Origin of the sequence: Tumebacillus sp. BK434 (assembly GCF_004340785.1) — a bacterium.
Lineage (GTDB): Bacteria > Bacillota > Bacilli > Tumebacillales > Tumebacillaceae > Tumebacillus_A.
The window spans coordinates 339705-358380 of the sequence record NZ_SLXS01000002.1 but is presented as its reverse complement, the minus strand read 5'-3'; the positions used below and the strand labels follow the sequence as shown (position 1 = coordinate 358380).

Below are 18676 nucleotides of genomic sequence, written 5' to 3'. Positions count from 1 at the left end.
GCAAAAATCAACGTCCGCTATCGGCGGAGGAGCGCAAGGGGATTTCTTTCAACAGGAAGACCAGCACGAACGCCACACCCAAGATCCCCGCTGCGTAGAGGAAGACGGTGGACAATGTGTCCGACAAGACGGAGCGCAGCATCGTGAGCATGCTGTCGAGCAGCGACTGCAGCTGATCTGGCATCGCAGCGCGGATCGAAGCCAGCTTCGGCTGATCGAGCAGGATCTGCGGGTTGAGGAACGCCGACATCTTCTCGGCCGTCTGCGGATCGACCTGCGCGAGGCCCGCCACGGCGCCTGCTGCCATCTTTTCTTCCAGATGGCGGGTCAAGGACGAATTCATCACCGAGCCGAGCACGGCCAGCCCGATCGTCCCGCCCAAGTTGCGGAACAGCGTGGTCGTCGCCGTCGCCACGCCGAGTTGATGCATCGGAACGGCATTTTGCACCGCCAGCATGAAGACCGGCATGCTGAGACCAAGGCCAAGGCCAAACACGATCATGCTCGCCACCGCCATCGCGATGGAGTTCATGTACGCCATCATCACCATGCCGACGATCATCACGCTGATCCCGATCACCGCATAGCGCTTGTATTTGCCCGATTTGCTCATCCAGCGCCCGACCAGCGAGCTCAACACGATCATCGTCAGCGACATCGGCATGTTGACAAAGCCGGACTGGGTCGGCGTCAAGCCTTGCACGCCCTGCACGAAGAACGGCAGGTACACCATCGCCCCCATCATGCCGGCGTTCATCAGGAAGCCGACCGCGTTGGAGATGGTGACCACCCCGTTTTTAAACAAAGACAGGGGCAGCACCGGGCTTTTCACTTTGCGTTCGATCAGGACGAGGATCACAGCGAACACGACGGCCGCTGCGAACAGCCCGATGATCTGCGGCGAGCCCCAGTCGTATTTGGTTCCCGCCCACGAGAAGCCGAGCAGGAGCGCCACGATCGACAGCGACAAGAACAAGGAGCCCAGGTAGTCGATCGATTCGCTTTTCCCTTCTGTCTTTTTCGGGAACATGCGCCAGATCATCAGCATCGCCACAAAGCCGAGCGGCAGGAAGGCCCAGAACAGCCAATGCCAATCCATGTGGTCGATCATCACGCCGCCGAGCGTCGGGCCGATGACGCTGGAGAAGCCGAAGATCGCCATCATCAGCCCCGTCCATTTCGCCCGTTCACGCGGTGCGAACAGGTCGCCGACCGCCATCGTCGTCACCGACATCAGCATCCCGCCGCCAATGCCTTGAATCCCCCGGAACATGATCATCTGCACGATATCATTCGAGAGGCCGGTCAGGAACGAGCCGATCATGAACACCAAGATCCCCGACAGCAAAAACGGTTTGCGCCCGTAGATGTCGGACAGCTTGCCGACCAGCACGGTCGCCACCGTCGAGGTGAGCAGGTAGATCATGATCACCCACGAGTAATATTCCATCCCGCCAAGCATGGCGATGATTCTCGGCATCGCCGTGCTGACCAGCGTCTGGTTGATGGCCGCAAAAAACATCGATGCCATTAAGGCGATCATCACGGTCACTTTTTGTTTCTGAGATAAATGTTCCATCCCGATCCCCCTGATTTTATATTTAGGTAGGTAACCTATCTAACAGCTTATGCGAAGAGCTGTAAAGATGCAATCCTCAAAATCCGCCTTGATTGACGATTGCAGACCGTTTCCTTATCATGAAGGTACATAAGCAGACGAATCCAGTCAGACGGGCGGTGAAGTGATGGATCAAAATACGCAAGCACTACAGTTGATGGAAATGTTTTCGCGCTTTTCGCGGTCCGACTGGCGCCGGACCACCAAATGGGGGCTCAAGGCAAGCGAAATCCGCGTCCTGCTGGCGGTCAAAGAAAGACAGGACCGCGGCTATGACCGGGGCACGACCGTTTCCGAATTGAGCAAACGGCTGAAGATCACCTCGCCGTCCGTCACACAGATGATCAACTCGCTGATCAAAGAAGGCTACATCGAGCGCACCGCGCATCCCACCGACCGCCGCGTCTCCGAGATCACCTTGACGGAGCAGGGTCGGGAGATGGCGAACACCGCACACGACGCCTACCGCGTCCTGTTCAACGGCCTGATCGATCATTTGGGGCGCGAGCAGAGCGAGCAGCTGATCGACCTGCTGCACCAGACGTTCGCCTATTTTCAAGAGGTCGGCACGAAGTCGCAGCAAGAACACCCAGACTCTACACCATGAGGTGATGCAGATGTTCGATCTGTCCACAATGATCACGTTCCTGACGGTCGTCATCGGACTCTTTTTGATACCGGGCCCCGCGGTGCTGCTCACCGCCACCCGCACCGTGCAAAGCGGACGCACCGCCGGGATCATGGCCGGCATCGGCATTGCCGTCGGCGACTGCCTCCATGCCGCCTTGGCCGCTTTGGGCCTCTCCGCGCTGCTGCTCTCGTCCGCGCTGGCCTTTCAAGTCGTCAAATTCGCCGGCGTCGCCTACCTGCTCTACCTTGGCATCCGCGCGCTGCGCGAACGTCCGGCCGATCCGCAACTGCCGGCGGTCGCACCGGCCCATCCGGTCAAGTCATTCGGACTCGCCATTTTGGCCGAGCTGCTCAATCCGAAGACCGCACTGTTTTTCCTGGCCTTCCTGCCCCAGTTCGTCCACCCGGAGCGCGGGGCTACCGTGTGGCAATTTTTGATCCTCGGCCTGCTGTTTGCGCTGCTCGGCGCCGTCTACACGTCGCTGATCGCCCTCAGCATCAAGCCGCTCAGCCGGCTGGTCAAGCGCATCTCCTGGCTGCACCGCTGGAGCAGCAAGATCATCGGTTCGATCTACATCGGTCTTGGGCTGAAGATCGCCTTCCAACAGCGCTAAGCGAAAGTCTCTGAACGTTTGTTCAGGGGCTTTCTTTTTTTTGCCCGAATTAATTTTCACAAAACCTTATATAAATCTTAACGAATAAGGAGGTGACAGCATGAACGCACTCAGCCTCACCGCCTTGCAACAGGTGTCTGTGCAAACGGCCGGCTCCAAAGCGCGCCATCTCGGCGCGATGCTGGCGCAGGGCTTGCCCGTACCGCCAGGCTTTGTCGTGACGACCGATGCGTTTCAAGCTTTCTTGCGAGCCAATCCTGACGTCCAAACGGAAGCCGACTTCCTCTCCGCACCGCTGCCTGCAGTGATCGCAGAGGAGATCGCCGCGCAGTTCAGCGCGTTGCAAGAGCAAGGGGTAACGGTCGTCGCCGTGCGTTCCTCCTCGGCGCTGGAAGATCTGAACCACGCGTCTTTTGCCGGTCAATACGAGACCTATCTCAACGTTTGCAGCCTGGACAGCGTGCTCCTGCACATCAAACGCTGCTGGGCGTCCTACTTTTCCCCCGCCGTACAGCACTACGCCAAGCAGCACCAGATCTGCTTGGACTCGCTGGCGATGGGCGTGCTCGTGCAGGGCATGGTCGAAGCGGACGTCTCCGGCGTGATCTTCAGCAAGCATCCGGTGACCTGCGACCCGGACGAGATCGTGATCAACGCTTCCTACGGGCTCGGGGAAGCGGTCGTGTCGGGGCTCGTGACGCCCGACAGTTTTATCGTGTCCAAACGGACGGGCGAGATCTGCAAAGAGCTCGGTCTGAAAGAAGTCAAAATCCTGCCGGCCGCCACCGGTACCATGACGGTCGAGACCTCGGCTGCGGAACAGGAAGTTTTTTGTTTGGGCGATGGGCACATAGAGGATTTGGCAGCGTTGACCTGCCGTGTGGAGGCGTTGCATGGCCGTCCGGTCGATCTGGAATTTGCCATCCAAGCCGGGACGGTCTATCTGCTGCAGGTGCGTCCGATCACGACCTGATGAGAAGAGGGAGGCTGTGCGCATGAAGTTCGTACAGGAAGATCTGTTTTTGACGGAGGAAGACAAACAGCAAGGCTTTTGGGTGCAGGATGATACGCATCTTGCCGATCCGTTCACGCCGCTGTTCGCATCCTATTTCATTCCGGCGATGAACGAAGGGACACGGCGGGCGTTTGCCGGGATGAAGTTCCCGGTGCAGCAGTTCCGGGCGAAGATCGAAAACGGCTACTATTACCAATGGGCGATCCCGTTTGCCGGTGATCCGCAGGCGCAGGCGGCCGAACATCTGCAGTGGGGCATGGAGCGGATCCCGAAGATGCTGGCGCTGTTTCAAGGCTATGTGGAGAGTGAGCTTCTGCCGTTCTACGCCAGGCTCGATGCGTTTCGCGTACAGCCGTTTACCCGTGCGGAAGCGGCCGAGATGCTGCAAGAGCTCTACGCGTTTTACCAGCGGGCCTGGGAGCTGCACTTCGAGATCGTCATGCCGCGCATGGTCCTGCTCACCGCCTTGACCCAGACGTACGCAGAACTGAGTGGCACTGCCAACACGGCGGTCGTCTATGACTGGCTGGTCGGCGTGATGAACAAGTCGCTGGAGACCGACCAGGGCCTGTGGCAGTTGAGCCGACGGGCACGGCAATCGCCCGCGCTGCAGGAACTGCTGCTCAACACGGAGCCTCAGCAGCTTCTGGAAGCGCTCGGGCGGACCGAAGAAGGCTGCGCCTTCCTCGCCGACGTTCAGGACTTCCTCGCCGAATACGGCTTTCGCGCGACCAACTCGCATGAGTTCGTCGAGGCGATCTGGGTGGAGAATCCGACGCCTGCGCTGACCGCGATCCGGCGCTTTTTGGAAAGCGGCTACGACTTTCAGGCGGAGCTGCAAAAGACGGTCGAGCGCCGTCAGCAGGCATTCGATTCTGCCATGCATGAGCTGCCGGAAGGAGAGCAGAAGCAGCACTTCCTCAGCTTGTACCGGCACGCGTTGGAATCCTGGGGCCTGGATGAAGACCACCACTTCTACATCGACGCGATGCTTCCCGCCAAATCGCGCCTGTTCCTGCTCGCCATCGGCGATCGGCTGGTCGAAGCGGGTGTGGTCGCGGCGGCGCAGGATGTGTTTTTCTTCTATCTCGATGAACTGCTCGATGTGCTGCACGAGCCGTCTGCGCAGCAGGAGTTGATCGCCCGGCGCCGTGCCGAGTGGAAAGCCAGCCAATCCCGCAAGCCTGTCCCCGCGTACGGAGTGCCGCCGGAACATGGCCTCAATCCGGCGCTGGAAGAAGTGATGGGGCCGTCCGCACCGCAGGTGGAAGCCGCGCAGATCAAAGGGGCGGCCGCCTCGCAAGGCGTCTACACCGGCCAAGTTCGCGTCGTGCACAGCCCTGGCGATTTTTCCAGCGTGCAGCCCGGGGACGTGCTGGTCTGCAAGACGACGACCCCGGCGTGGACGGCGCTCTTTTCGGTCGTCGGGGCGATCATCACCGATGCGGGCGGCATCCTCTCCCACGCCGGAACGGTCGCCCGCGAATACCAACTCCCGGCCGTGCTGGGCACGAAAGTGGCGACTTCCCTGTTCCGCGACGGGCAGACGGTGACGGTCGACGGCACACAAGGAGTGGTGCGCTTCCATGAGTGAAGGGAGCGTGAGTGCAAGCAAAGTCCGGCTGCTGACTGCGGCGATTTTGCTTGGCACTTTCCTCGTCCCGGTCAACTCGACGATGATCACCGTGGGGCTCGGCACGATCTCGCATTCCTTCGGAGAGACGCTGGCGCAGACGTCGTGGATCATCACGATCTACCTGATCGTGATGGCCGCCACGCAGCCGGTGGCCGGGAAGCTCGGTGACATCTTCGGCTACAAGCGGATGTTCCTGACCGGGATCGCGCTGTCGCTCGCCGGGGCAGTCCTCTGCGCGTTCGCCTTCAACCTGCCGTCGATGATCGTCTTTCGCTCGATGCAGGCGCTGGGCGGCGCGCTGGCCTTGCCCAGCGGGACGGCGCTGATCCGGCATGCGGTGCCCAAGGAGCAGATGGCGTCCGTCTTCGGGCTGTTCGGTCTGCTGATGGGGCTCGGCGCTGCCGTCGGGCCGCTCGCCGGGTCGTTTCTGATCGAAGCGTGGGGCTGGCAAGCGATCTTTTGGATCAACCTGCCGTTCCTGCTCGCCTCGTTCCTCGCCGCCCTCTTCGTCATGCCTGCCACGCCGACGCGCAAGACGCCGGTCGATCTGCTCGGGTCGCTGTATCTGGCGCTCGGACTCTCCTTGATCGTGCTGTTCATCACGCATGCCGAGACGATCCACTGGTGGAGCGTGCTGCTCTTGCTCGGCTGTCTGGTGCTGTTTTTCTTCCGGGAAAAAGGGATTCCCCATCCGCTGATCGAGTTCGGGCTGTTCCGCAGCCGTTCCTATCGCAGCGCCAATCTTGCCGTGCTGACCAGCAACTTCATCATGTATGGCACCATTCTGGTGCTGCCGCTGCTCCTGCAGGAGCGCGGGGTGGATCTGCGGATGATCGGCACGCTGATGTTCGTCTATTCCCTGGCGATGTCGTTCTCCTCTTGGCTGGGCGGACAGCTGTCGAAGAAGCTCGGTCATGCGAAGATGATCGGGCTCGCCTTCGGTGTGCAACTGCTGTCGGCGCTGCTCTACCTCGGTTTCGCGCAGCAGGTCGCCATCTGGTACATCGCCTGCGCCCTGCTCATCGGCGGCTTGGGCTCCGGAGCCGGGCTGCCTGCGATGCAGACGGCCAGCCTCGAAGCGGTGTCCCCGGAGAAGACGGGCGTCGCATCGGGCGTTTTTTCCACCTTCCGCTACATGGGCAGCATGGTCGCTTCGGCGCTGACCAGCCTGATGCTCGGCTCGCTGTTTTATGTGATGATCGGCGTGGCCGTGGCCGGGATGCTTTTGGCGCTGCAGATGAAGAATGCCGATCAGCAAAAGGCATTGTCCCCCCACGAACCGGCATAAAAAAGACGCCCTCCACCGAAGTGAGGGCGTCTATTTTTTAGTGCATGGTATTCAGTTCTGCCCGCTCCACCACGACGCGGCGAATGAAGAACGCGATGACCAGGCTGAGAATCGTCACCAGCATCGCAAACCAGAAAACGCTGTGCGATCCGTTCGTCATCGCATTGGCCAGCTCCGCCGGACTGGTCGGCGCGGCAGAGCCACGCAAATACTGCTCCGATCCGCCCATCAGCAGGGAGACCGCCACCGCCGTGCCGATCGCACCGGCGACTTGCTGCAGCGTGTTCATCACCGCCGTGCCGTGCGGGTACAGCTCCGGCGGCAGTTGATTGAGCCCGTTGGTCTGCGCCGGCATCCAGACCATCGAGATGCCGATCATGATGCCGATGTGCAGCGCCACGATCATCGCCACGGAGGACGCCGTGGAGATCCCGGTGAAGCACCACATCATGGCCGCCACGATCACCAGACCCGGTATCACCAGCCATTTCGGGCCGTAGCGGTCGAACAGCCGCCCCATGCGCGGCGACAAGATCCCGTTCAGCACGCTGCCCGGCAGCATGATCAGCCCGGTGGTGAAGGCGGACAGCATGATGCCCTTTTGCAAGAACAGCGGCAGAATGATCATGCTGGACATCATGATCAGCATGCAGGACAGCACCATCAGCAGCCCCAAGATATACATCGGATACTTGAACACGCCCAGATTCAGCATCGGATCGCGCATCCAGATCTGGCGCAGAGTGAACAGCACCAGCGCGACCAGCCCGACGATGATCGAAGCGAGCACCAAGGTGCTGCCCCAGCCGCCTGCGCCTTCGCCCGCTTTGCTGAAGCCGAACACGACGCCGCCGAATCCGATCGTCGACAAGATGACCGACAGCAGGTCGATCCTCGGCTTGGTGACTTCGGTGACGTTTTCCAAATACTTCAGCCCGACCAGCAGCCCGATGATCAGGAACGGAAGCGACAGCCAGAAGATGTATTGCCAGGACAAGTATTCGATCAAGATCCCCGCCACCGTCGGGCCGGTCGCCGGCGCAAACATGATGACCAGCCCGACGAAGCCCATCGCCTCGCCGCGCTTTTCCAGCGGATAGATCACGAGGATCGTATTGAACATCAGCGGCAGCAGCAAGCCCATCCCGATCGCCTGCAGCACGCGCGCGACCATCAGCATTTCAAAATTGACGGCCAGCGCCGCGACCAAGGTGCCCACGATCATGCTGACCAGCGACCCGGTGAACAGCTGGCGCGTCGAAAAGCGCTGCAACAGCAGCCCGCTGACCGGCATCAGAATGCCGAGTGTCAACAGAAACCCGGTCGTCAGCCACTGCGCGGTCGCCGCCTCAATCTGAAACACGTCCATCAAGTTCGTGATCGCCACATTGAGCGCCGTCTCGCTGAAAAAGCCGACAAACCCGCAGATCAAGAGCGACGCCAAGATGGCACGCGTATTGTATTGCTTCTCTGTTTCCATAGTTTCTCCCCTTGCCAATCGTATGAAGTCATCCTACCACAGAATCCCCCTGGCATCCGTTACGATCCTGTAATTTTTCGAGGGAAGGCCGCTCTGCCGACACACTTGCTCCCGATCAAACTGCAAGTGAAGCCCCTGAATCCAATTCAGGGGCTTCGCAGTGCCTGCTTATCGATCAGAATTTCCCTTGGTTTTCAACTCGGCGATCAGTTTGTCGCCTTCCACATCCAAATTCGGCAGCATGCGGTCCAGCCATTTCGGCAGCCACCACGCCTTGTCGCCGAAGATCGCCATCACGGCCGGCACCAGCATGATGCGCACGATGAACGCGTCGATCAGGATGCCGACAGCCAGTGCAAATCCGATCTGTTTGATCATGATGTCATGCGCGAAGATAAACCCGGCGAACACCGAGACCATGATCACGGCAGCCGCCACGACGACGCGGCTCGCCAGCCCGTACCCGTGAATGACGCTCTCACGTCCCCGATGCCCGTGGACGTACGACTCGCGCATCGAACTGACCAGGAAGACCTGATAGTCCATCGCCAGCCCGTACAGGATGCCGGTGACCATGATCGGCATAAAGCTGAGCAAGGGACCGCCCGTGTCGAAGCCGAACATCGCGTGCAGCCAGCCCCACTGGAACACCGCGGTGGTGATCCCGAACGTCGCCAGCACGCTGAGCAGGAAGCCGACCGTCGCTTTGATCGGAACGATGATCGAACGGAACACCAGCAGCAGGATGATCACCGAGAGGATGACGATGATCCCGATGTAGAGCGGGAACACCTCCGTCAGCTTCGTCGACATGTCGATGTTGATCGCGGTGAAGCCGGTCACGCCAAGCGTCACCTTGTATTTGTCAGCCACGTTGAAGTCAGGGTCGCGCAGCTGTGTCACCAGATCTTTCGTTGCGGTGTCGGTCGGCCCCGTCTTCGGGATCAGGCTCAGGATCGCAATGTCGCCCGACTCGTTGACACCCAGCGGCGAGACGACCGACACGTTCTCTTGCTGTTGGATGTCCTGCACCAGACCGTACAGCATTTCCATCGTGACCTTGCCGGAAGTGTCCTTCGGCTCTGCGACCAGCAGCAGCGGCCCGTTAAACCCTTCGCCAAAACCATCCGAGATCGCATCATAACTCTGTCTTGACGTCGTATCCAAGTTCGCCGTCGCGCCGGAAGGGATGCCCATCTCCATCTCCGCAACCGGGATCGCCGCAACACCGAGCACCGCGATCACGCCGACGATGACGAGCCAGCGAAACTTAACAACGCCTTTCGCCCAGCCGCGCGCTACGCCGTTGCGGGTTTCCTTCGACTGTGCCCGGCTCTTCTCGCGCACCTTCTGCGAGCAGATGCGCTCTCCGACCAACCCCAGCAGCGCCGGGAGCAAAGTCAGGGCGATCAGCACGTTGAGGAAGACGGTCGCCGCGGCGACCAGCGCCATGGTCGACAAGAATTCGATGCCGATGACCAGCATGCCGCACAGCGCGATGATCACCGTCAAACCGGCGAAGAAGACCGCACTGCCCGCCGTGCCGACCGCCCGGCCGACCGCTTCGCGCGCGCTCAAGCCCTGCTCGAGAATGATGCCGCGCTGCCGGTTGACGATGAACAGGCAGTAGTCGATGCCGACCGCCAGCCCGACCATCAAGGCCAGAGCCGGCGTGATGTCGCTCATGTTCACAAAATTCGAGATCGCAAACGCGCCGCCCACGCCGATGCCGACCCCGAGGATCGCCGTCAAAAGCGGCAGGCCGGCTGCGACGACAGAGCCGAGCGTCATGAGCAGCACAACGGCCGCAACGACCAGACCGATAATCTCCGTCGGGCCGATCACCGAAGGCTTGCCTTTGATCGAATCGCTCGGCAACGCCGTGATGTCGGTGTCATCCTCGACACCCATCACCGCCTGTTTCACCGAGTCGATGACCTCTTGCGGCAACGACGTCTGCTGCTCCGTGAACTGGAACTGGAACAGCGCCACATGCCCGTCCGCCGAGATCATCACCCCCGGCACCGGCATCCCGTTGACCATCAACGGTCCATACGGAGCCTTTACGGCCGAAGCGGACTGCTGTTGTTGCTGTTGTTGCTGTTGTTGCTGTTGTTGCTGTTGTTGCTGTTGTTGCTGTTGTTGAGCCGCGCCGCCTTGGGCACCCTGTGCACCTTGACCTGCTGCAGCCGCCAAATCTGCGGGATTGATCACATACTCCTGACTGTAAACATCCTCCACAGCTTGCAAAATCGCCGGCAATCGCTCCGGCGCATCCAACCGCTCGCCTTCAGGCACCGTGAAGACCACGCTCGCCTGCCCGCCGGAAGCTTCCGGCAGCTCTTCGGCCAGCCGATCCAGCACCTTCTGCGACTCCGTGCCTGCAATTTTCATCTCCGAACTCACGTGCACGCCATTCACGCCCAGCATCGCGAGCACGATCGCAAACACCGCGATCCACGCGGCGATAAAATACCATGGTTTGTCGAACGCCCGTTTCCCCAGCTTGTACAAAAACTTAGACATGTCTAGGTGATTCTCCTTTACTAAAATCCGTTTTGCAAATGCCTGAACACAGTATCGACATATTGATCAAACGCCATCGCTTCCGGCGCTTCTGCCAACGATTGACCGGGCAGCCGTACCTCAAGGCTGTCGAGCAGCGGAAAGAAAGCTCCGCAGACCGCCCCGGCCAGCAAATGGGTGTACTCTTCGGGATAACGCCCGCGAAACAAGTCGCTCAACGCTTGCTGCGCCAACCGCTGCAACCGGTGAAAGACGCTGAGAATATACGGTTCCAGCGTCGGGTATTCTTTGGAAAGCGTCACCAGCACGCGCAATTTCCGCAGATACTCCGCCGTGAGCCGCATCTTCATCAAATGGTGCAACACTTCCAGCGGCGAGGCGCTATCCGGCAGTTCGTCGAGCAATACCCGCACTTCCTCGTCGTCATGCGTGGTCTCCACCGCCATGACCACCGCTTCCTCTTTACAAGAATAGTGGTTCGCAAACGTTCTGCGCGAGTACCCGGCGCGCTGCACCACATCCTCGACAACAAAGCCGTCCAAGCCCCGCTCCAGCGCCAGCTCAAACGCCGCATTCGCCAACGCCTGGGCCGTCGCCTCCCGTTTTATGATTCGCAAGCTGTTCTTGTTCATCGTTCCACGCATCCGCCTCTCGTTGCTTGGTTGCGAAGTTCCTCTTACTCGATCTACAGTATCACTTCGTTACCCTTTGTGCAATTATGCATTTTGGGAAGAGATATGAGCATTTGATGACATTCCGAAATTGACAATTGAAAATATTATTTATATAATAAATAAAAAGAGAGGGGGCATTCAAAATGGCGAAAGATTTCTTCGATCTCGACGTCCAAGTCAACGCAGCATCCACGCAGGAAGCGAACTCCCTGCAGCTCTTGACCCAAACCTGCACGCTGAAGCTGACCGTATGCGGAGAGTGCAACTAACCGCTGCTTCCACACACAACACAAAAAGCCAACTTTCCCCCAGCGGAGGAAGTTGGCTTTTTCAGATGTTCGTTTTTTTCACGATCGGAATCCAAGCCTCGCAGCGATAATCTTCCGCCTGTGCATCGCCCGGCAAATACACTTCTAGCTCCGGCAAACCTGCGTGCTCAAATTCGGTCGCGGGAAACCACACCTTGTAAATGTTGCGCAATCCGCTCTGCATCACCCCCGGCAGCGGTCCCGCCAAAGGGAAGATCGCCCAAGTGGCTGCCGGAATCGTTTGGACTGACCACCCCTGTGCCAACACCACGGAAGCGGCGTTCGCTTCCCTAGCGATCATGTAGGTGAACTCTTCCTCAAAACTCATGGTCAGCCCAAGCAAAGGCGTCTCCGCGGAGAGCGAACTCAACTTGTCAAACGTGCCGTCCTTCCGGCTTTCCCCCCAGAACCATGGCCTGGTGCGCCCTTCAGCGCCGCATACGAGCTCTGCCGACCTTCCGACGACGGTGAACGCTTCTTTTTCCACGATGTGATACTCCACTTCCGCGTCGCCCGGCGTGTGCGGCTCGAACGAAACGCGGGGGAAGGCTTTGATCGACACACCCGGTTTGCGAGCTGCCGACGGGGAGACACCGTGGAGCTTTCGGAACGCTTTACAGAATGACTCCGGGGTATCGTAGCCATATTTAAGCGCGACATCGACCACTTTCGTCGAGGAGACGGCCAGCTCTTGCGCGGCTAACGTCAACTTGCGCTTCCGCACATATTCGCCCAGCGTGATCCCCGACCACATATGAAACATCCGCTGAAAATGAAAGGGCGACGAATACACCGCCTTCGCGATCGTCTCCACAGGCAGCGATGCTTCCAGATTGCTTTCGATAAACTCCAGCGCTTCCTCTAACCGTTTCTGCCACTCCAAGCCGCATCACCTCACACCCATTTTACAACAAAGCATGAAAAGACAGGATCGTTTCCCTCCCCGTTGTTACACTGTGATCACATAAGAATCACACACGAGAGGTGATGGAAATGAAAAAATGGCTGTATGCTGTCGGCATCTTATGCATGGTCGCCACCCTTCTTACCGGATGCCAAACCGGCTCCAAGTCTGCTGCAGAGGAGAAGAAGCTGATCGCACCGACCAGCCCCGAGTGGCTCTATACGCATGGCCCTTGGAAGCAAGTCAACGAGCCGGAATGGGGCGACGTGATGAAGGGCTGGATGAACAGCACCGACCGCCCGCAGTTCGGCAGACGCGCCTCCATCGAAACGGACAGTCCCTTCGCCATCCTCAAACAGCGTCCCATCGGAGGCACCGTCACCATCTTGGTCGACGGCAAGCCGGCAGTCGAACAATTGATGAGCGCAAAGACGCAGGAAATCCCGATCTACAGCGGCAGCACCGGCTGGCACAAGATCGAAGTTGTCTTCTCCGCCCACAGTGAAATCGACGGGCTCTACATCAGCCAAGACGCCAAAGTCAGACAGCCTGAGCACAACCAAAAGAAGCTGGTCGTCATCGGCCACAGCTACATCGACGGCACCGGCTCCAGCAATCGGGGCTTGACCTCGATCACCCCCGTCTTGGGCGACATCCTCGGCGTGGAAAGCATCAACCAGGGCATCGGCCGAACGGATGTCGACGTGTCCGTCCCGGCCAGCGCAAAGAACAGCGGATTGGACCGGGTGCAGACAGATATCATCCAGCTCAAGCCCGACTATGTGCTTTCCGTCTACGGGTTTAACGCTCGGGGGATGACTCCCGAACAATTTCAGGCAGATTACGTCACATATTTGAAAACGATTCAAGATGCCCTGCCCGCGACTTCCGTTTTCGCCAGCGGAATGGTCTCCGTCCCCTCCTTGTCCAAAGAATCGGAGCTCACCTACAATGCCGCGATCAAAAACGCCTGTGCCAGCGTCTCGAATTGCACGTTCATCGATCTGGCAGGCAAATGGAACGAAGGCAATTACGATCAATATCTCTCGAATGACGGCGTTCACCCGAATGACGCGGGCTACCGTTTCTTGGCCGAAGAATATGCGAAAGTGATGTCCGGGGTGATCAAAAAGTAAGTTTCACACGTCTGCTCCCCACAACAATTTCAAGCAACAGAAAACGGAACCTCGTTCAAGAGGTTCCGCTTTTTTTTGCGATCAAACATGCAACCAACTAGAAGAGATCATCGAGATCGATCTCCTCCGACTCGAACAATTGCACTTGCGACAAGCGCAGATGCGGGTCGGCCGCCATCTGGCTCAACACATGCTGCAGCTGCTGCAAGAACTGTTCCACCGTCTCCGCCCGGAAGCGCAGCGGATGATACTGCGTGCTGAAGGTCAACACCCCGTCGCGCTCGATCATCTCCATGTGCAGATCGAACTGCACGGTCGGGTCCTCGCCCACGCCGGCAAACAGATCCTGTTGATCGGCCAGCAATTTCTCCAGCGGATACACGCGCACACAGACTTTTTCGTCCAGTTCCCAGACCCCGCTGTGTGCGTTCTGCCCGACGAAGACCACCGAGTACGGCGTGACATTGCTGCCGCGCAGGGCTCGCAGCTCATTGAGCACAAAATCAAACGGATAATCCTGATTCGCATAAGCGCCCAGCGCCGACTGCGTCACGCGTTCCAACGCCTGCGCAAAACTCGGATTGTCGGTCAGATCGGTGCGCATCACCACCGGGTTGACCAACAGCCCCATCAGCCCGTCGAGATCAGGATGCGTGCGCGCCGACAAAGGGGCGCAGAGCGTGATGTCCGTCGCGCCGGACACCATGGCCATCCACATCTTCAACCCGGTCATCACCGTCAAATACAACGTGTTGCCCTGTGCGCGCGACAGTTCCTTCAGACGTTCGGTCAGCGCCGCATCGAGTTGCAGGTGCACATAGCTGCTGGCATCGTGTTCAGCAGGCGGTGTCGCGAAATCATACGGCAGCGGCGGTGCCGCGACGTCGCCTGCGAGCTGCTGCAGCCAGTACGCTTTTTGCACATCGAGCTCACCGGAAGCCAGGCGTTTGTTCTGCCAGTCGGCGTACTCGACATATTGCAGCGCCGGCGGCAGTTGCGGCAGATCCGCCCCTTTCGCCAACGCCTCATAATAGGTGCGCAAGTCCTTCATGAACACGCCGGCCGTCCACCCGTCATAGGCGATCTGATAGACGCTGAGCACCATCATGTGCTGCTGCTCCGCGAGCGCGAACAGGTTCATGCGGAACAGCGGCCCCGCGCTCAGGTCATACGGAGTCAGCGTATCGGCCGCTGCAAACTCTGCCAGTGCCGCCCACTGCTCCTGTTCGCTGCGCCCGGTCAGATCGTGGAACTGGCAAGGGATCGCCATATCGTCCTGCACGATCTGATAAGGGATGCCGTCACGCTCTTCATAGGTTGTGCGCATCACGCCATGCCGCGCCACCACCGCGGCAAACGCTGCGGCGAACGATTGGCGGCAAAGCGGTCCTTCGATCAAGTACGGCAGTGTAAAGCCATACGCATGTTCCGCGTCATATTGATACTGGAACCACAACCGCTGCTGAGCGTTGGACAGCTCATACGCCGCTTGCCGCGGCAGGCGCGGGATGCCCTGCTCGTTGCGGCTGCCCGCGCTGCTCTGCTCCTGCTCGACGCGCCGGGCCAGCCCGCCGATCGTCGGCTCCTCGAAGAAAACACGCAAAGGCAGCCGCGTTTGAAACTCGCGGTTGATCCGCGAGATGATGCGCGTCGCATGGAGCGAATGTCCGCCGAGATGAAAGAAACTGTCGGCCAGACCGACCCTGTCCACACCCAAGATCTCCTGCCAGACCGCGGCGATCTGCTGCTCCACAGCTGTGGACGGCTCGATAAAGTCGGTTTGCAAGTCCGGACGGTCATCGCCCGGGTCTGGCAATTGCTTGCGGTCGATCTTGCCGCTGATCGTCGTCGGCATCTGCTCCAGCAGGAGGAAGCGCCACGGCACCATGTAGTCGGGCAAACGCTCAGCCAGATAGGCACGCAGCGCTTCGGCGGTCGTCTGCTCGGCGTCGCGCAGCACGTAATAAGCGGCGAGACGATAGCCGTCCTGACGTTTAAACGCGACCACAGCACAGATCTGCAAGGACGGATGGGTCGCCAGCACCGCTTCGATCTCGGCCAGCTCCACCCGCTGTCCCCGCACCTTGACCTGATCATCGCGGCGTCCGAGGAACATGATGCAGCCGTCCTTGCGCAAATAACCGCGATCCCCGGTCTTATACATCCGCTCCCCCGGGAAAAACGGGTCGGGCAGAAAAGCTTCCCGCGTGCGCTCCGGATCGTTCAGATAATCGCGCGCCAATCCGATGCCGGCCAGATAGAGATCCCCGGCCACGCCGAGCGGCACCGGCTGCAGATGCTCGTCCAGCACATAGCAGCGGTTGTTGTCGATCGGCCGTCCCACCGAGACGATCTCCGCTTCGAACGCATCTGCTTCCGTACAAGTATGAATCGTCGAGTCGATCGACACCTCGGTCGCGCCCCACGTGTTATGCAGGCTGCAGCCGATCCGCTCTTGGAAACTGCGCACCAGGTCCGAACGCAGCGCTTCGCCGCTCGACCCGACATGCCGCAGGCACTGCAACCTCTCGCGGTCCTCCGGCGTCACCGCATCGACGAACAGCGCCAGCATGCTCGGCACAAACGTAAGAAAAGCGGCTTGGTAGCGAATCGCCGCATCGAGAATCGCCCGCGGGTCTTTGTGCAATCCCGGTTCCAGCAGCGCGATGCGCGCCCCCACCATCAGCGGCCAATAAAACTCGCACGCCGCATCGTCGAACGTCAGCGTGGTCTTCTGCAGCACCGTCTCCTGCGCTTCCAGCTGATAGGCGCGCTGCATCCAGATCATGCGGTTCACCCAGCCCTGATGCGTGCTCGACACCCCTTTAGGCTTGCCGGTCGAGCCGGATGTGTAGTAGATCGACACCAGATGGTCAGGCGTCACCGCCACGACCGGCGCCGTCGTCGGCCGCTCCGCGAGCAGATGCGCATCGCGGTCCATCAGCACATACGAGACGACCCCTTCCGGCAATCTCGCCATCAGGCTGCTGTGCGCGACACAGACGGGAGCTTGCGCATCTTCCAGCACTTGGCGCATCCGGGCTGTCGGCGCATCCGTATCCAGCGGCAAATACGCGCCGCCCGCTTTGAGAATCCCGATCAGCGCCACCACCATGTCGAGCGAGCGCTCCAAGCACAGACCCACCGGCACGTCCGGGGCGACCCCAAGCGCACGCAGCTGGTGTGCCAGTTGGTTCGCCCGTGCCTCCAACTGCGCATAGGTCATCGTCTCCTCGCCGTAGATCGCCGCCACATGGTGAGGCGTTCGTGCCGCCTGCGCCTCAAACAAGTGGTGCAAACAAACGGGTGGGACCTCGGTCGCCGTCTCATTCCACTCATACACCACCTGCCGCTGCTCCGCTTCGCTTAACAAGGGCAGCGTGGCAATCGACCGCTCCGGATCGGCGACTGCAGCCTCCAGCAGCTGTTCAAAATGCTGAGCCATCCGCACAATCGTCAGTTCGTCGAACAGATCTGTGTTGTACTCAAACTTGGCCACCAATCCGCGATCCTCTTGGGAGATCCAGAGCGTCAGGTCGGTCTTCGCCGTCTTGTTGTCGATCACATACTGGGTCAGGCTGAGACCTGGCATCTCCCGTCCCTTTGTAAAATCGCGCTCCGAGAGGAACATCACCTGAAACACCGGCGAGTAGCTGGGGTCGCGCTCCTGCTGCAGTTCCTCCACCAATTTATCAAACGGCAACTCTCCGTTCGCATAGGAAGCGCGAGCACTTTGATCGACATGAGACAGCAAGTCACGGAACGACATCTCGCCCGACAATTGCGTCCGCAGCGCCACAGTGTTTACAAAACAGCCGATCAAGCCATGCGTTTCCTCTTGGTTGCGCCCCGCCACCGGTGAGCCGACCACGATGTCCTGCTGACCGGAATAGCGGTATAGCAGCACATTGTACGCTGCGAGCAGCGCCGTATTCATCGTCACGCCCGCCTCTTGACGCAACGACTTCAACTGTTCCACCAACGCGGGCGGCAATACATGCGAATAGCGCACCCCGTCAAACGTCTGCACCGCCGGGCGCGGACGGTCGGTCGGCAATTTCAGGAACGGCGGAGCTCCCTCGAGATGCTGTTTCCAAAAATCAAGCTGTGCCGCCACGACAGCACTCTCCATAAACTGGTTGTGCCACACCGCATAATCGGGATATTGAATCGGCAGCTCAGCGAGTTGCGGCTCCTGCCCGGTTGCAAACGCGGAATAAAGGGCGCACAGCTCCTTGCAAAACACGCCCAACGACCAGCCGTCGAAGATGATGTGATGGATGATGAACACCAGCACATGTTCCCGTTCTGCCAACTTGAACAGCGTAAACGTAAACACCGGGCCTTCGCGCAGATCGAACGGCCGGCGTGCGACCTCGGTCACCATCCGTTCCAGCTGCGCCTCGCGCTCCGCTTCCGCCACAGCGCTCAGATCGAGGATCGCCAGTTGCGGCTGCAGTTCGGAAGCGATCACCTGCACCGGCACCCCGTCATCCGAACGATATGCAGCGCGCAACATCTCGTGACGTTCGACGATCACCTCCAAGCTCCGCGTAAGCGCCGCCAGATCCAACTCCCCCTGCAACCGCATCGCCCGAAACGTGTTGTACATCGGATGCCCCGGCTGCAATTGGTCGATAAACCACATGCGATGCTGGATCGATGACAGCGTGCCGGTATCGCGATGCTCCTTTCGCTGAATGGTCAGTTCCTTCTCCAAATGGTTCATTGTTTACCTCCCGCGCAGTGCTTTCGAAACGATATTTTATTTGTTCCGGTTTTATCATCTGTCGAATTATTTCATTATAAAGCGTTGTATTTAAAAGTTTGACAGTTAGCTCCTGTTT

The 18676-nt window shown here is 59.5% G+C and carries 13 protein-coding genes; 7 read left to right on the top strand and 6 right to left on the bottom strand.

Features of this window, described 5'->3' with window-relative positions; all coding sequences use genetic code 11:
* Positions 1–7 precede the first annotated feature (7 nt).
* The gene (locus tag EV586_RS06105) at positions 8–1579 is read right to left on the bottom strand and encodes an MDR family MFS transporter (protein ID WP_132944187.1); all 1572 of its coding nucleotides are present in this window, start codon (positions 1577–1579) and stop codon (positions 8–10) included.
* Between the two features lie 166 nt (positions 1580–1745).
* On the opposite strand from EV586_RS06105, the gene EV586_RS06100 reads away from it, so the two are divergent.
* From EV586_RS06100 to EV586_RS06080, 5 genes are all read left to right on the top strand, one after another.
* Positions 1746–2225, top strand: a complete 480-nt coding sequence (locus EV586_RS06100) for a MarR family winged helix-turn-helix transcriptional regulator (RefSeq protein ID WP_132944186.1) — start codon at positions 1746–1748, stop codon at positions 2223–2225.
* 10 nt (positions 2226–2235) lie between these two features.
* A complete protein-coding gene (locus EV586_RS06095) occupies positions 2236–2862 on the top strand; it encodes a LysE family translocator (RefSeq protein ID WP_132944185.1) in 627 nt (208 codons plus the stop codon).
* Positions 2863–2962: 100 nt separating this feature from the next.
* Positions 2963–3835 carry a PEP/pyruvate-binding domain-containing protein gene (locus tag EV586_RS06090; protein ID WP_132944184.1) on the top strand — a complete coding sequence of 291 codons (873 nt, stop codon included), beginning with the start codon at positions 2963–2965 and terminating at the stop codon, positions 3833–3835.
* Between the two features lie 22 nt (positions 3836–3857).
* Positions 3858–5471, top strand: coding sequence for a PEP-utilizing enzyme (locus tag EV586_RS06085; RefSeq protein ID WP_165898359.1), 1614 nt, complete (start codon positions 3858–3860; stop codon positions 5469–5471).
* Complete coding sequence (locus EV586_RS06080; RefSeq protein WP_243652946.1) at positions 5464–6801, top strand: MFS transporter; 1338 nt, start codon at positions 5464–5466, stop codon at positions 6799–6801. Before EV586_RS06085 ends, EV586_RS06080 begins: the two co-directional genes overlap by 8 nt.
* Before the next feature lie 37 nt (positions 6802–6838).
* Here EV586_RS06080 and EV586_RS06075 read toward each other — a convergent pair whose 3' ends face one another.
* The 3 genes from EV586_RS06075 to EV586_RS06065 all read right to left on the bottom strand — a co-directional run bounded on the left by EV586_RS06075 (position 6839) and on the right by EV586_RS06065 (position 11439).
* On the bottom strand, positions 6839–8281 hold the full coding sequence (locus EV586_RS06075) for an MDR family MFS transporter (RefSeq protein WP_132944182.1): 1443 nt from the start codon (positions 8279–8281) through the stop codon (positions 6839–6841).
* Between the two features lie 168 nt (positions 8282–8449).
* On the bottom strand, positions 8450–10807 hold the full coding sequence (locus EV586_RS06070) for an MMPL family transporter (protein WP_132944181.1): 2358 nt from the start codon (positions 10805–10807) through the stop codon (positions 8450–8452).
* A gap of 20 nt (positions 10808–10827) precedes the next feature.
* Positions 10828–11439: a TetR/AcrR family transcriptional regulator gene (locus tag EV586_RS06065; RefSeq protein WP_132944180.1), complete on the bottom strand. Its 612-nt coding sequence runs from the start codon at positions 11437–11439 to the stop codon at positions 10828–10830.
* Between the two features lie 185 nt (positions 11440–11624).
* On the opposite strand from EV586_RS06065, the gene EV586_RS21285 reads away from it, so the two are divergent.
* Entirely contained in the window at positions 11625–11750 is a 126-nt protein-coding gene (locus EV586_RS21285) for an FDLD family class I lanthipeptide (protein ID WP_207893860.1), read from the top strand.
* Between the two features lie 61 nt (positions 11751–11811).
* Here EV586_RS21285 and EV586_RS06060 read toward each other — a convergent pair whose 3' ends face one another.
* Positions 11812–12672 (bottom strand): AraC family transcriptional regulator, encoded by an 861-nt coding sequence (locus tag EV586_RS06060; RefSeq protein WP_132944179.1) that lies wholly within the window; start codon positions 12670–12672, stop codon positions 11812–11814.
* Positions 12673–12782: 110 nt separating this feature from the next.
* On the opposite strand from EV586_RS06060, the gene EV586_RS06055 reads away from it, so the two are divergent.
* Complete coding sequence (locus EV586_RS06055; protein ID WP_165898357.1) at positions 12783–13829, top strand: SGNH/GDSL hydrolase family protein; 1047 nt, start codon at positions 12783–12785, stop codon at positions 13827–13829.
* A 97-nt stretch (positions 13830–13926) separates the two neighbouring features.
* Here EV586_RS06055 and EV586_RS06050 read toward each other — a convergent pair whose 3' ends face one another.
* Complete coding sequence (locus tag EV586_RS06050) at positions 13927–18558, bottom strand: non-ribosomal peptide synthetase (protein ID WP_132944177.1); 4632 nt, start codon at positions 18556–18558, stop codon at positions 13927–13929.
* Positions 18559–18676 lie beyond the last annotated feature (118 nt).